General features: G+C 70.0%; 12 protein-coding genes. 7 read left to right on the top strand and 5 right to left on the bottom strand.

The genetic code is table 11. The features are described 5' to 3' along the window. Positions 1–5: 5 nt before the first annotated feature. Positions 6–953, top strand: a complete 948-nt coding sequence (locus tag ABEA33_RS26865) for an alpha/beta fold hydrolase (RefSeq protein ID WP_345530224.1) — start codon at positions 6–8, stop codon at positions 951–953. Here the strand turns inward: ABEA33_RS26865 and ABEA33_RS26860 are convergent. Beyond that, positions 913–2,376, bottom strand: a complete 1,464-nt coding sequence (locus tag ABEA33_RS26860; protein ID WP_345530223.1) for a WS/DGAT/MGAT family O-acyltransferase — start codon at positions 2,374–2,376, stop codon at positions 913–915. The genes ABEA33_RS26865 and ABEA33_RS26860 overlap by 41 nt on opposite strands. Positions 2,377–2,513: 137 nt before the next feature. Here ABEA33_RS26860 and ABEA33_RS26855 point away from each other — a divergent pair, with 137 nt between their 5' ends. The 3 genes from ABEA33_RS26855 to ABEA33_RS26845 all read left to right on the top strand — a co-directional run bounded on the left by ABEA33_RS26855 (position 2,514) and on the right by ABEA33_RS26845 (position 5,714). Then, on the top strand, positions 2,514–3,773 hold the full coding sequence (locus ABEA33_RS26855; RefSeq protein WP_345530222.1) for an alpha/beta hydrolase fold domain-containing protein: 1,260 nt from the start codon (positions 2,514–2,516) through the stop codon (positions 3,771–3,773). Positions 3,774–4,091: 318 nt separating this feature from the next. Next, complete coding sequence (locus ABEA33_RS26850) at positions 4,092–5,279, top strand: ScyD/ScyE family protein (RefSeq protein ID WP_345530221.1); 1,188 nt, start codon at positions 4,092–4,094, stop codon at positions 5,277–5,279. Between the two features lie 147 nt (positions 5,280–5,426). Beyond that, on the top strand, positions 5,427–5,714 hold the full coding sequence (locus tag ABEA33_RS26845; RefSeq protein ID WP_345530220.1) for a DUF1905 domain-containing protein: 288 nt from the start codon (positions 5,427–5,429) through the stop codon (positions 5,712–5,714). Here ABEA33_RS26845 and ABEA33_RS26840 read toward each other — a convergent pair. Further along, on the bottom strand, positions 5,711–7,786 hold the full coding sequence (locus ABEA33_RS26840) for an acyl-CoA dehydrogenase family protein (RefSeq protein WP_345530219.1): 2,076 nt from the start codon (positions 7,784–7,786) through the stop codon (positions 5,711–5,713). The genes ABEA33_RS26845 and ABEA33_RS26840 overlap by 4 nt on opposite strands. 253 nt (positions 7,787–8,039) lie before the next feature. Here ABEA33_RS26840 and ABEA33_RS26835 point away from each other — a divergent pair, with 253 nt between their 5' ends. Next, entirely contained in the window at positions 8,040–8,684 is a 645-nt protein-coding gene (locus ABEA33_RS26835) for a class I SAM-dependent methyltransferase (RefSeq protein WP_345530248.1), read from the top strand. Here ABEA33_RS26835 and ABEA33_RS26830 read toward each other — a convergent pair. Genes ABEA33_RS26830 through ABEA33_RS26820 form a run of 3 tightly spaced genes read right to left on the bottom strand, consistent with a single transcriptional unit; the run spans position 8,655 to position 11,768 of the window. Beyond that, a complete protein-coding gene (locus ABEA33_RS26830; RefSeq protein WP_345530218.1) occupies positions 8,655–9,782 on the bottom strand; it encodes a prenyltransferase/squalene oxidase repeat-containing protein in 1,128 nt (375 codons plus the stop codon). The genes ABEA33_RS26835 and ABEA33_RS26830 overlap by 30 nt on opposite strands. Beyond that, on the bottom strand, positions 9,779–10,528 hold the full coding sequence (locus tag ABEA33_RS26825) for a class I SAM-dependent methyltransferase (protein ID WP_345530217.1): 750 nt from the start codon (positions 10,526–10,528) through the stop codon (positions 9,779–9,781). Before ABEA33_RS26825 ends, ABEA33_RS26830 begins: the two co-directional genes overlap by 4 nt. Beyond that, on the bottom strand, positions 10,515–11,768 hold the full coding sequence (locus ABEA33_RS26820; RefSeq protein WP_345530216.1) for a glycosyltransferase family 4 protein: 1,254 nt from the start codon (positions 11,766–11,768) through the stop codon (positions 10,515–10,517). Before ABEA33_RS26820 ends, ABEA33_RS26825 begins: the two co-directional genes overlap by 14 nt. Before the next feature lie 194 nt (positions 11,769–11,962). Between ABEA33_RS26820 and ABEA33_RS26815 the strand changes: the two genes are divergently transcribed. Together ABEA33_RS26815 and ABEA33_RS26810 are read left to right on the top strand one after the other, a co-directional pair. Then, on the top strand, positions 11,963–12,568 hold the full coding sequence (locus ABEA33_RS26815) for a TetR family transcriptional regulator (RefSeq protein ID WP_345530215.1): 606 nt from the start codon (positions 11,963–11,965) through the stop codon (positions 12,566–12,568). Between the two features lie 18 nt (positions 12,569–12,586). Next, positions 12,587–13,567, top strand: a complete 981-nt coding sequence (locus tag ABEA33_RS26810) for a hypothetical protein (protein WP_345530214.1) — start codon at positions 12,587–12,589, stop codon at positions 13,565–13,567. The last annotated feature ends 17 nt before the right edge of the window (positions 13,568–13,584 follow it).

The following is a 13,584-nucleotide window of genomic DNA, read 5'->3' as shown; positions in this document are numbered from 1 at the left end:
ACCAGGTGCACCTGCCGTCCCCGCTGACGATGGTCAAGGACCAGCTCGTCCATCGCATCTACGTCCCCCACGTGCGGATACCCGAGGGACGCATGGTCGAGCTGCCCGGCCGCGGCTCGACGTACGTCACCGATACGCCGGGCCCGTCGCCCGACTCTCCGACCATCGTGCTCCTGCACGCGGTGGGTTGCACGGGGCTGCTGACGTGGTTCCCGGCGATCGGGCCGCTGTCGCGCCGGTTCCGGGTCGTCACGCTCGACCAGCGCTGGCACGGGCGCGGGATCCAGTCGGAGGAGTTCTCGCTCTACGACTGCGCCGACGACGTCGCCGCGCTGGTCGAGGTGCTGGGGCTCGACGAGGTGATCGTCGCCGGCTACTCGATGGGCTCGATCATCGCCCAGCGCGTGTGGCGCCAGCACCCGGAGATCGTGTCGGGACTGGTGCTCTGCGCGACCACGGACCGCTTCCGGTCGTCGATCGCCGAACGCGCCTTCCACGCGTCGATGGAGGTGGCGATGCTCGGCACCCGCGGGCTGTCCCGGTCGCGCATCGCGGTCGTCGGCGCGCGTACGGCGGCCAAGGCACTCGACCTGGAGCCGGACGACGTGCACGACTGGGCGTTCGCGGAGTTCCGCAGCACCAGCCCCTGGGCCGTCGGCCAGGCGGTCGCCGCGCTCGGCCGCCACCACTCGCGGCCGTGGCTCCCCCGCATCGACGTACCGACCGCCGTGGTCGTCACCCTCCAGGACCACGTGCTGGCGCCGGACAACCAGATCGCCCTGGCCCGCCGAATCCCGGGCGCCACCATCCACGACGTCAAGGCCGGCCATGCCGCGTGCGTGCTGCAGTCGGAGCGGTTCGTGCCGGCCCTCCTCGAGGCGGTCACCACCGTCAACGCCCGGCGCCGCGACTTCAGCGCCCGGAGGCGGCCTTCTTCTTCCTTGCTCGCTTGATCGAGCTCGGCGGTGCCTGAGCGGTGACGACCGCCGCCTTGAGGGCGGCGAGCTCGACCGGGAAGCGGCGTACGAGATCGCCGACGTCCGGCATCGACTCCTTGCACGCGATGATCCCGACGTGCACCTGGCCGTTGTTGGACATCACGGTGATGTTGACGCCGGCGCCGTGGAAGACCGGGCCGAGCGGGTAGAGACCGTCGATCCGGGCACCCATGAAGTAGAGCGGCACCGGCGGTCCGGGGACGTTGGAGATGACCAGGTTGTGCACGACCGGGTGCTTCTCGGGCAGCTTCAGGCCGGCGTACGCGCGGACGGCGAGGCCGAAGGTGCGCGGTGCGGCGAACTCGGCCCAGTCCTGCAGCGAGTCCGCGCTGATCGCCTGGTGGTGCTCCTTGGCGAACTTGTTGTGGACCGCCATGTCCTGGAGACGCTCCAACGGGTCCTCGGTGTCCGTGCCGAGCTTGGCGAAGAGCGCCGACACCTTGTTGGCGCCGCTCGAACGCTTCGTCTCCGCGCGCACCGAGACGGGCACGGTCGCCAGCAGCGAGCTCGACGGCAGCTCGTCGCGGTCGAGCAGGTAGGAGCGCAGCGCGCCTCCGGCGATCGCCAGTACGACGTCGTTGACGGTGGTGCCGGTGGCGTTCTTGATCTGCCGGATGTCCTCGATGTCCATGTCGGCCAGGGCGATCGCACGCTGCCCCGTGATGGTGCCGTTGAACGACGTGCGCGGCGCCGAGAACGGCGCGGCCATCGCCGTACCCGCTCGCGCGCGGCCGACCGTCTTGGTGATCAGCTGGGCCGACGGCGTGACCAGGCGCACGGCGCTGAGGGGGCGGGTCACCGTGGTGATCAGGGCGCGACCGAAGAGCTCGCTCTGGCCCGGCTCGCGGCCGATCACGAGCGGCTCGGAGGGCTCCATCGGCGGCTCGTCCGCCTCGAGGCTGCACAGGTGCGAGAGCAGGTTGGAGCCGGAGACGCCGTCGACGGTCGCGTGGTGCATCTTCATGAAGACGACCACCGAGTCGTGGGCGTGCGCGCCGTCATACCCCTCGATCACCCACATCTCCCACAGCGGCCGCGACCGGTCCAGCGGCAGGCCTGCGAAGTGGCTGGTGAGCTCGGCCAGCTCGGCTGGGCCCGCCGGCGACGGCAGCGCGAGCCGGTGCACGTGCCGGTCGATGTCGAAGTGCCGGTCGTGCACCCAGATCGGGTGGTCCAGGCCGAGCGGCACCTTGCGCAACCGCCGGGTGAACTCTGGGACATCGCGCACCCGGCGGTCGATCTCGCCCCGGAACGCGTCGAACGAGTAGCCACCCGGCATGGTGCTGGGGTCGAGCACGATGACACCGCAGACATGCATCAGCTGCGCGGGCGTCTCCAGATAGAGAAAGCTCGCATCCAGCCCTGACAGACGATCCATGGCACCCTCAGCTCCCCAAATTGCAATGTGTACTAGTGCAATGTGTACACGTGGAACGTGTTCTAGTTGTAACGACGTTGCGCCCGTCCGGCAACGGTGACCGTGGTCTCACCCAGGCGCGTTCTACATTTGTCCACATGGGGTTCCTCCGTCGCCAGATCGTGACCGCAGCTCTCACCGCCAACGCGATCCGGCCCGTGCCGGGCTACCGGTCCGCCGTCCCGTCGTTCTTCGGAGGCTGGCTGACCACGGAGCTCGCGCCCCATCTGATGACGCTCACCGCCGCTGACACCGCCGCGCACGTCCTGAGGAGAAGGGCGGACGGACGGCGTCCCCGGCGTCGGCTCGGGCTGGCACTGGCCGGGCTCAACCTGGCCGGCCAGGCCTTCCTGGTCGGTCAGGCCCGGCGTTCGCGCGCCGAGGTCGAGGACGCACTCGTCGAGGGTCTCGGCGTCGACTACGTCGAACAGCTGGACGCGAAGCCGACCCCGGCCGAGCTCGCGACTCCATGGCGGCGGTTGGCGAACCCCTTCCGGATGCGCAACGTCGACGTCGTCGTCGACAAGGACGTCGTCTACGCACCCGAGCACGGCAAGCGTGGCCTGCTCGACGTCTACCGTCCCGCCGCCGGCACCGACGGTCGTGCGCCCGTGCTGCTCCAGGTCCACGGCGGCGCGTGGACGATCGGCAACAAGGACCAGCAGGGCATCCCGCTGATGCAGCACCTGGCCGCCAAGGGCTGGATCTGCGTCGCCATCAACTACCGCCTCGCGCCGCGCGACCCCTTCCCCGCACAGATCGTCGACGTGAAGCGCGCCATCGCCTGGATCCGCGACCACATCGCCGAGTACGGCGGCGACCCCGACTACATCGCCATCACCGGCGGCTCCGCGGGCGGTCACCTGACCGCCCTCGCCGCCGTCACGGCCAACGACCCCGACTACCAGCCGGGGTTCGAGAGCGCCGACACCAGCGTCGCAGTCGCCGTCCCCCACTACGGCGTCTACGACTTCGCCGGCTCGACGGGCCTGCGCTCGGCGGAGCTGATGCGCGACAAGTTCCTCGCCCCACGGGTCGTGAAGCAGCGCTGGGCAGACGACCCCGATGTCTTCGAGGCCGGCACTCCCCTGTTGCGGATCGACAAGGACGCCCCCGACTTCTTCGTCATCCACGGCGCCCACGACTCACTCGTCGCCGTCGACCAGGCCCGCCTCTTCGTCGCGCGCCTGCGCGAGACCTCCGGCGCCACCGTCGTCTACGCCGAGCTCCCCGGCACCCAGCACGCCTTCGACGTCTTCCCCTCCATCCGCTCCGCCCACGTCGTCCGCGCCATCGACCGCTACCTGCACTGGCACTGGAACGGCTGGCGCCGCGAACGGGCTCTCGCTGCTGGTTGAGACCCGTCCGGGGTGAGGTGCGAGCCCGCCTCGAGGCCGCGGGCTGCCGCGGCGGGTCGCTTTCGCGTTGTTCGAACGTTCGTCCTGGTCTTCCGCACGAACGTTCGAACAACGCGGAACCGCCTCCTTCGGAGAGTCGGCGTACCAGACGGCGCCCGGTGACGACCTCGAGAACGGCGACCTGCAGCAGGCTGCTGACATACACAGACTCCGCTCCGCGGTCCGCCAGTCGGACGAAGTACCCAATTTCGACTGTTGCGGTCATCTTCGCGCAGGAGTGATCTGGGACGACTACATCGACGTCCGGGAGGGACTCTCATGGTGAAGAGACGGATCACCACCAGCTTGGCAGCAGGAGCGGTGCTGGCACTCGCAGTATCGGGGGCCGCGTCGGCGCTCGCCGGTCACGGAGGTCACGGCGGCGGCAAACACCACGACCAGGGCTCGCTCGAGACCGTGCTCGACGGGCTGGACGGCCCGCGCGGCGTCGACGCCCTCGGCCACGGTCGCACCCTGGTGACCGAGACGGACGGCACGTTCAGCCTGGTCCTCGAACCGCGGCACCACTGGCACCACTGGCGCGGCGCCCGGCACGGCAGCGCACCTCGCAAGATCGAGCTCGGCCAGGTGCCCACCAACTTCGCGCCGGCAATCGCGGCAGGCCGCCACGGCACGATCTGGCTGCTCACCGGCGGCGCGTCCCCGGACGAGCCGGCTGCAGACAACGGCGCGACCCTCTTCAAGTGGAGGCCGGGTTGGGCGGCGCCGGTGGCGTTCGCGGACATCGCGGAGTACCAGGAGTCCGACCCCGACCCGTACGACCTCGAGAACCTGCCTGCGGACAGCAACCCGTTCGGACTGGCAGCCCTGCGCGACGGCAGTGTCCTGGTCGCCGACGCCGCGGGCAACGACCTGTTGCACGTCTCCAAGTCCGGCGACATCGAGACCGTCGCCCGGCTGAAGCCGCGCGTGGTCGAGACACCCGAAGGCCTTCCGGGCGCCGGCACCCCGGCGACGGCCGAGGCCGTGGCCACCTCCGTGACGGTGGGCGCCGACGGCGCCTGGTACATCGGCGAGCTCCGCGGCTACCCGGCCACCCCGGGCACCTCCGAGATCTGGCGGGTGCGCCCCGGCACGACCGACGCCGTCTGCGACCCCGAGAGGCCCTGGGGATCGTGCAAGCGGTACGCCGACGGCCTGGCGTCGATCGTCGACCTCGGCGCGGGCAAGAAGGGCATCTACGCCGTCACGCTCTCGAAGCTGAGCTGGCTGGCGGTCGAGAGCCCCACCCCGATCCCGGGGGCCGAGATCGGCGGGCTGTTCCTCGTCCGCGGTGACCACCACGGCTCGTCGTGGCGCCGGCACGGTCATGGCGGAGGCGGCACGACCAGCATCACCGAGCTGGTGCCCGACCAGCTCACGCTGCCGGGCGGCGTCGACGTTGCCGACGCGCCGTACGTCGTCGGTCCCGTCTTCGGCCCAGGAGCGCTGGCGAAGATCGACTGAGGCACGGACTGCGCCCGGCTAGCAGGGGATGTTGCCTAGCCGGGCCAGTCCCTTCAGGTCGCCCCGCCCGTACGTCGTGAGCCCGATCCGCTCGAACCGCAGTCCGATCGAGGTGGCACGCGCTGACGTCTCGCCTATCGTCGCGACATGGATCTCGAGTTCTCAGGAGATGTCTGGCACTGGCGTGGCCCGGCCCCGCACCACTTCGTCAGCGTCCCCGAGGACGACGCCGCGACGATCGAGTCCGTCGCGGCCGCCGTCACCTACGGCTGGGGCATGATCCCGGTGACCGTGCACCTCGGCGCTTCGACCTGGACGACCTCGCTGTGGCCCAAGGACGGCGGCTACATCGTGCCGCTCAAGCTCGCCGTACGGCGGACCGAGGAGGTCGACGTCGGCGACACAGTGCGGCTCCGGCTGACACTTGACGTCTAACGGGGCAGCCCGAGGATCCGCTCCCCCGCGACGTTGCGCAGGATCTGCGTCGTACCACCCGCGATCGACAGGCACCGGGTGTTGAGCATCTCCCAGACGTCGGCGCGCACGTCGTCCGACGCGTCGAGGAGTACGGCGTCACCGTGCAGCGAGACGACGAGCTCGGCACCGTCCTGACGGTTGCGTACGCCGAGGAGCTTGGCGACGCTCGACTCCGCGCCGGGGCCCTGGCCGGCGAGTGAGCGCAGCGTGCCGCGCACTCCCAGCAGGGAGCAGACGGTCGCCAGCGCGATCGAGCGCCCAACGGCGACGCGCTGTGCCGACGTCACGCCCGCGGCGGCCAGCTCGATGGCCCGCTCGGTGCTCTTCGACAGCCGCGCGGTCGCCATCGCCACCCGTTCGTTGGCGAGCGTGGTGCGGGCCAGCCTCCAGCCGTCGTCGACCTCGCCGACCACCATCTCGTCGGGGACGAACACGTCGTCGAGGAAGACCTCGTTGAAGAGCGCCTTGCCGGTGATCTCGCGCAGCGGCCGCACGTCGATGCCGGGACTGTTCTTCATGTCGACCAGGAAGTAGGTGATGCCCTTGTGCTTGGGCACGTCGGGGTTGGTGCGGGCCAGGCAGATGCCCCAGTCGGCGCGCTCGGCGACAGAGTTCCAGACCTTCTGCCCGGACAGCTTCCAGCCGCCGTCCACCTTGGTGGCGCGGGTCCGCAGCGACGCGAGGTCGGAGCCCGCCCCGGGCTCGGAGAACAACTGGCACCAGGTCAGCTCGGCCAGCAGCGACGGACGCACGAACCGCTCGCGCTGCTCCTCGGTGCCGTGCTCGAGGATCGTCGGCACCGCCCAGCCGGCGATCACGATGTCGGACCGGGTCAGCCCGGCTCGCGCGAGCTCCTGGTCGATGACGACCTGGGTGACCGCATCCGCCCCGAGGCCGTCGGGCGCGGGCCAGTGCGGGGTCAGGTAGCCGGTCTCCACGAAGGCGGCACGTCGCTCCTCCGGAGGCAGCGCGGCGATCCGCTCCACGGTCTCCCGGATCTCGCCGCGGATCGGCTCGTCACGGCCGTCGAGGTCGAGGTGGACCCGTCGCCGGGTGCCGTCGACCGCCGACGCGGTGAGGCGCTCGGCGGCCGCGTCGCTGTCGCCGACGAGCGCGCGCAGGGCCAGCGCCCGGCGCAGGTAGAGGTGGGCGTCGTGCTCGAACGTGAACCCGATGCCACCGAGCACCTGGATGCACGACTTGGCGACCTCGACCGCTCCGTCGAAGACGATCGCGACGGCGACGTCGGCCGCGAACTCCCACTGCTCGTCGTCGTCACGCTCAGCCACATTCACTTGGCAGACACCCGCGACGTCCCACGCGGCCGCGGTCACCGCCTCGGCGGTCTCCAGCATCTCCGCGCACAGGTGCTTGATGGCCTGGAAGGCACCGATCTTCTGCCCGAACTGCTCGCGGACCTTCGCGTACTCCACCGCGGTCGCCAGGCACCAGCGCGCCACACCGGCGGCCTCCGCGGCGGCCAGCGTGATCGTCGTACGGCGGAGCAGGTCGGTCGTCACCCCGGGTACGGCGACTCCGGCTGACTCGTCGACCACCCGCGCCGTACCGAACCGGCGGCTCAGGTCCAGGCCGACCGACGAGGACGCCTCGACCGCGTCTCGTGGGTAGACCGACCAGGAGCCGCCGGCGTCGGCGAGCAGTACGTGGGTGGCCGACGGCAGGTCCCAGATCACGTCAGACAGCCCGATCCCCACGATCGCGTCCGCCGACATCTCGGGAAGGACGAGCGACGCCACCGCCGGGCCGAGCAACGGACCGGGCACCAGCTCGTAGGCACAGGCCTCGAGCGCCACGGCGACGTCCAGCACCGAACCGCCACCCCCGCCGGCCGACTCGGGGAGCCCGATGGTCGCGATCCCCATCTCCTGCCCGGCCTGCCAGGCGGTCTCGAAGGTCGCGTCCGCGTCGGTCTCAGCGGCGCGCGCGAGCTCGCGGCCCTTCAGGTCGGCCGCCCACTTGCGCAGGCTCGCGGCCAGCTCGACGTGCTCGTCGGAGATCCCGATCGACATGCGGCTCCTCGGCGTGGTGGTTTCGAGGCTCGCCTCGCTCGCGCCTCAACCACCGAGAACTAGAACGTGTTCCAATCCTAACGGGCACCGCCGCCGTTTGCCCAGGCGGAGCGCCGGTGGCGGCAGCTGGCCCCGCATCGTGCACGTCGTGCACAGACCGTGCGAGCTGCGGCTCGCCGCGGTCCGCGACGTCGGGCCGAGGCTCTGGAGGCCGCAACGCCGGCCGTGCCCTAGGGTCCGGTCCGTGACGAACATGCCGGCCGACCTGCTGCAGCACGCTCTGCACGCGAAGGGCTTCATGCCCCCGGACGAGGGGCTCCTGCTGCACCGCTACGCCCGCGAGCGACTCCGTTACGGCCCGGCACTCGAGGTCGGCACCTACTGCGGCAAGTCCGCGATCTACCTGGGCGCCGCTGCTCGCGAGGTCGGTGGCACCGTCTTCACGGTCGACCACCACCGCGGCTCGGAGGAGAACCAGGCCGGCTGGGAGCACCACGACGACTCCCTCGTCGACGCGGAGCTCGGGCTGATGGACACACTCCCGATCTTCCGTCGCAACATCGCGCTCGCCGGGCTCGAGGACCAGGTCGTCGCGGTGATCGGCAAGAGCACCACGGTCGCGGCGTACTGGCGCACTCCCCTGTCGCTGCTCTTCATCGACGGGGGCCACGCCGAGGAGCACGCGCAGAACGACTTCTCCGGCTGGGCGCACTGGCTGACCAGCGACGGACTGCTCGTCATCCACGACGTCTTCCCCGACCCCGCGGACGGCGGGCAGCCGCCTTACCACGTCTTCCTGCGCGCGCTGGAGGGCGGCGCCTTCACCGAGGTGGAGGCGCTGGGCTCGATGCGGGTGCTGCGCCGGACGTCAGGACAGGCTGGAGACGCTGTCGGCTGACGGGCAGCCGCACTCCAGGGCGAGCTCGGCGAAGTGCGGTGCCAGCGAGGTGCCGCGCATGATGCCGGAGCCGGCGGTGCTGTGCCCGGCGACCTCGCCGAGGGCGTCGATGGCGAGGATGACCGCGGCGGCCGTGTAGGTCGTGTACTCGACCGGCCAGTAGACGTTGCGCGGCTCGCCCTCGGGCACGGTCTCCGACTCGTCGCCGTACACCCAGCCGGTCCAGTAGCGGCCGTCGTCCTCGCGCAGGTGCTGCATGTCCTTGATCAGCGTCAGCGCGCGACGGTGGTCGCCGAGGGTGTCGAGCGCCATCGCGAGCTCGCAGGTCTCCGCGCCGGTCACCCACGGGTTGGTGTCGACGCAGAGGATGCCGAGGCCCGGTCGGACGAACTCGTCCCAGCGGCTCTCGAGCAGCTCGAAGGCGTCCCGCCCGCGTACGGCGCCGCCGAGGACCGGGTAGTACCAGTCCATCGAGTGCGCCGACTTGTCCTCGAAGAGGTCGCGGTGCTCGCGTACGGCGTGGCCGAGCCGGCCGCCGGCGAGCTCCCACTCCGGCTGGGGGTCGTCGAGCAGGTCGGCGAGCGCGACGCCGGCGCGCAGCGACTGGTAGATGCTCGAGGAGCCCGTCAGCAGCGCGAAGTCCTCGGTCGGCGTGTAGTTGATACCGCCGAACGGCAGCTGCTGCGAGACCACCCAGTCGAGGGCGGACCGCACGCTCGGCCAGAAACGGTGCACGAACGCGATGTCGCGGCGGACCAGCCAGTGGTGCCAGATGCCGACCGCGAGGTAGGCCGTCATGTTGACGTCGCCGCGGTCGTCCTCGACCTTGCCGTTGACCATCTTGGTCGGGAACGAGCCGTCGTCGCGCTGCATCGTCGGCATCCAGCCGTAGGCGCGCTCGGCCGCGTCGGCCTCGCCGCCGACGAGCATCGCCATGGCGGCCTCGACGTGGTTCCACATGTCGACGTGCTCGCCGACGCTCCACGGCACGGCGCCACACGGCTCCTGCATCGCCACGATCGACGCCGCGGTCGCCGCGACCTGCTCGGCGGTGAGGATGCCCTCGACGTACGGAAGCTGTGCGAGGGGATCCGTCATGCCACGTCGGGCTTGCGGAAGTAGAGGACCATGCTCTTGCCGATCAGCGGGTCGAGGACCTTGCCGGCGTACTGCAGCGTCTTGGGCTGCTTCATGATCTCCCAGACCAGCAGCTTGTGGTACGCCTTGGCGAGCGGGTGGCCGTCGTTCTCGACGCCCACCGCGCACTTGATCCACCAGTAGGGCGCGTGCAGTCCGTGGGCATAGTCCTTGCCCTCGAAGACCATCGCGTCGCCGGCCGTGCCATCGTTGAACTTCCCGGCCTTGGTGACCTTGTCGATCAGCTCGTGGTCGGTGTAGATCCGGATGTGCCCGCCCTGGGCGTTGTGGTAGTCGTCGGAGAGCTTCCAGTTGATGACCTCGGGCAGCCAGCGCGGCACCGAGATCGCCAGGGTGCCGCCGGGGCGCAGCACGCGCACGAGCTCCTTGATCGCGTCGACGTCGGCGTGGATGTGCTCGAGCACCTCGGCCGCGACGATCCGGTCGAACTCGCCGTCGGCGAAGGGCAGCTGCAGGGCGTCGCCCTGCTTGATGTCGGCCGAGGCACCAGCCGGGACCTCGCCCTGCTCCTTCATCGCACCGAAGATCTCGAGCACGCCGGCCAGCTCGTCGGCGTCCATGTCGAACGCGACGACGTCGGCCCCACGGCGGTACATCTCGAACGCGTGGCGTCCACCGCCGGCACCCATGTCGAGCACCCGCTCGCCGGGCCGCAGGCCCAGCCGGTCGAAGTCAACGGTCAGCACTGGTGCGCTCCTCCTGGTAGTCGGCGATGACTTCTTCGTACGCGATGGCGACCTTGGCGGCCACCGCCCGCCAGCTGAACAGCTCCTCGACGCGCTTGCGCCCGGCCGCGCCGTACCGCGCGCGGCGCTCGGGGTCGTCGAGCATCTTCGCGATCGCGGCCTCGAGCTCGCCGACGTCGCCAGGCGTGACCAGGTCGGCGCACAGCCCGTCGGGTCCGACGACCTCGGGGATCGCTCCGGCGTCCGAGACGACGAGCGGAGTGGCGCACGCCATCAGCTCGGCAGTCGGGAGCGAGAAGCCCTCGTACAGCGACGGCACGCAGGCGAGCTCGGCCGAGCCCATCAGCTCGACGAGCTCGGCGTCGCTGATGCCGTGCACGAAGCGGACCGAGTCGTTGATCGACAGCTTGTCGATCAGCTTCTCGGTGCGGCCGCCCTCCTTGGGCTTGGTGACGAGCAGCAGCTCGAGGTCACGCTCGGTGCGCAGCTTGGCGAACGCCTCGAGCAGCGTCGCGATGCCCTTCATCGGCGCGTCGGCGCTCGCCATCGCCATGATCCGGCCGGGCACTCGCGGCTTGGTCGGCGGCACGAACGCGTCGTCGACGCCCAGCAGGATGACCTGCATCCGCTCGGGGTCGACGCCGAAGTCCTTCGCGATGTCGCGCTTGGACGTCTCGGACGGCGTCAGGATCTTGCGGGCCTGACGGGCCACCCGCGCCTGCATCTTCACGAAGCCGTACCAGCGGGTGAGCGTGAACTTGCGCCACGGGTTCTTGGTGGCGGCGATGTCGATGCGGCGGTCGTAGCTGATCGGGTGGTGCAGGGTCGTGAGCAGCGGCAGCCCGAGCTTCTCGATCTCGAGCATCCCGTAGCCGAGCACCTGGTTGTCGTGGACGATGTCGAAGTCGTCGACGCGGCCGCTCAGCTCGCGTACGGCGCGCAGGCTGAAGGTCTTCGGCTCGGGGAAGCCGGCCGCGCACATGGTCGCGAACTCCTCGACGTCGATCCGGTCGCGGAACTCCTTGAGCTTCGGCAACCGGAACGGGTCCGGTTCGCGGTAGAGGTCGAGGCTCGGCAGCTTCGTCAGCTCCACGCCCGGGTCGAGCTCCGGGTAGGGCTGGCCGGAGAACACCTCCACGGAGTGGCCGAGGTTGACCAGCTCGCGGCTGAGGTGGCGGATGTAGATGCCCTGTCCCCCGCAGTGCGGCTTGCTCCGATAGGACAGCAACGCGACTCGCATCCGCACCTCAATCTCTCGATCCGTCGGACACGGTGCCCTGGCGAACTGGAACGTGTTCCTATTTTAGACCATGGATTGTTAGCCTAGTTGCAGATCACAGAGTCGTTACCAGCGGGTACGCCGGATCTGGTCACTAGAATCGGCGGACCGCCGTCGTGTTCGGGGCGGCCACAACAACACCCATGGGGGTCCGAGTGAGCAGCGCCAACTCTCTGGCCGTCGAGGACCTCGGTTCGGCCGCCCAGCGCGACCGCCGCAAGCGGATCCTCGACGCCACGATCACGCTCGCCTCGCAGGGCGGCTTCGACGCCGTACAGATGCGAGCGGTCGCCGAGCAGGCCGACGTCGCGCTCGGCACGCTCTACCGCTACTTCCCCTCCAAGATCCACCTGCTCGTCTCGGCGCTGCAGCGCGAGTTCGAGCGCACCGAGGCGATCATGCGCGAGCGCCCCTCCGAAGGCGACACCGCCGCCGAACGGGTGATCAACTCGCTCAAACGCACGACCCGCGGCATGCAGAGCGACCCCCAGCTCACCGAGGCCCTCACCCGCGCCTTCATGTTCGCCGACGGATCCGTCGCCGCCGAGATCCACCAGGTCGGCATGTTGCTGACCTCGATGCTGACCAAGGCGATGCACCCCGAGGGCCACGACAAGCTCACCGAGGAAGACGTCGCCATCGCCCGCGTCATCGGCGACGTCTGGCTCTCCGCCCTCGTCGGCTGGGTCACCGGCCGCACCACCGCCGCCGAGACCGGTCAGCAGATCGAGGTCGCGGTCAAGCTCCTCCTCCGCGACTGACGGAGGGTCTTCGCGGCAGTGATCCGGAACGTCGACAAGCTGGTTGATGCCCTCTCGGCCGCCGGCCTACCGGACGCTGACATCGCCGGGCTGAGGCCGCGGCTGACGACGTGGCGTACCCAGCTCGACGCCCGCCGTCAGTGCTTGTGGCCGAAGTGCAGGAGACCGCCGATCGGGTCCCACGTGATCTCGCAGACCTTCCTCGAGGTCATCGCGGACGGCGGCAAGGGCCTGAAGACGCCCAAGAACCCCGAGACCTTCACCGCCTACCCTCGCGCCTCGCGCATCGGCAGCGAGGCACCGTCCAAGGCATCGACCTTCCCCGGGTTCTGCGGCACCCACGACCACAAGGAGTTCGCCGGCTTCGAGAACGCTCGCCGGTTGCGCCACCTCGACGACTACCGTCGACAGCTCATCCGCACCACGACGATCGAGTGGCAGAACCGCTCTGACCTGATCGATCTCCTGAACTTCCTCAGGAAGCGAGACAGCGGAGTATCGAGCTTCTTCGCAACGCCCGGATTCGACGCGCGACTGGCGAGGACGCAGGAGCACTACAGGCAGCTCGAGCAGCTCCGCCTCTCGCTGCACGCCGACCTGTCGTTGCCGTCCACGGAGTCCGGCTCGGTCGCCATCCACACCGCGTCGCACGAGTCCGTCAACGGCGTCGCCCTGAGCTATGCGGACTTCTTCGAGGCGCAAGACATCGACGATGGCGGGTCCGTTCCGTTTCCCCTGGCCATCGCCGTCGTCCCACAACGAAGCGACCCCGAAGCCGCGACGGACGAGCCGACGACACGTCTGATCCTCGGATCGACAGATCGGCAGGCCCTGGATCTCTACGTCGCTCGCCACCTCTCGTCGCCGCTCCGGGCCCACGACTCCGTGATGGCGTGGCTGGGCAAGGGTTGCTTCTCGTGGTGGATCAATCCCGGCAAGTGGGAGGCGATGTCGTCCCAGGAACAGGACGAGATCAAGCGCGGCCTCACCAGGTTCTAGAGGACCGGCCGGTGCCT

This window comes from Nocardioides endophyticus (assembly GCF_039543845.1).
In the GTDB taxonomy this organism is placed as follows: Bacteria; Actinomycetota; Actinomycetes; order Propionibacteriales; family Nocardioidaceae; genus Nocardioides; species Nocardioides endophyticus.
This window is presented reverse-complemented; position numbering and strand designations above follow the sequence as displayed.

Excerpts from the sequence above, each read along its gene's own strand:
- ABEA33_RS26840 (WP_345530219.1), bottom strand. The coding sequence starts at position 7,786 with ATGTCGATCGGGATCTCCGACGAGCACGTCGAGCTGGCCGCGAGCCTG.
- ABEA33_RS26855 (WP_345530222.1), top strand. The coding sequence starts at position 2,514 with ATGGGGTTCCTCCGTCGCCAGATCGTGACCGCAGCTCTCACCGCCAAC.
- ABEA33_RS26860 (WP_345530223.1), bottom strand. The coding sequence starts at position 2,376 with ATGGATCGTCTGTCAGGGCTGGATGCGAGCTTTCTCTATCTGGAGACG.
- ABEA33_RS26850 (WP_345530221.1), top strand. The coding sequence starts at position 4,092 with ATGGTGAAGAGACGGATCACCACCAGCTTGGCAGCAGGAGCGGTGCTG.
- ABEA33_RS26845 (WP_345530220.1), top strand. The coding sequence starts at position 5,427 with ATGGATCTCGAGTTCTCAGGAGATGTCTGGCACTGGCGTGGCCCGGCC.
- ABEA33_RS26830 (WP_345530218.1), bottom strand. The coding sequence starts at position 9,782 with ATGACGGATCCCCTCGCACAGCTTCCGTACGTCGAGGGCATCCTCACC.
- ABEA33_RS26835 (WP_345530248.1), top strand. The coding sequence starts at position 8,040 with ATGCCGGCCGACCTGCTGCAGCACGCTCTGCACGCGAAGGGCTTCATG.
- ABEA33_RS26820 (WP_345530216.1), bottom strand. The coding sequence starts at position 11,768 with ATGCGAGTCGCGTTGCTGTCCTATCGGAGCAAGCCGCACTGCGGGGGA.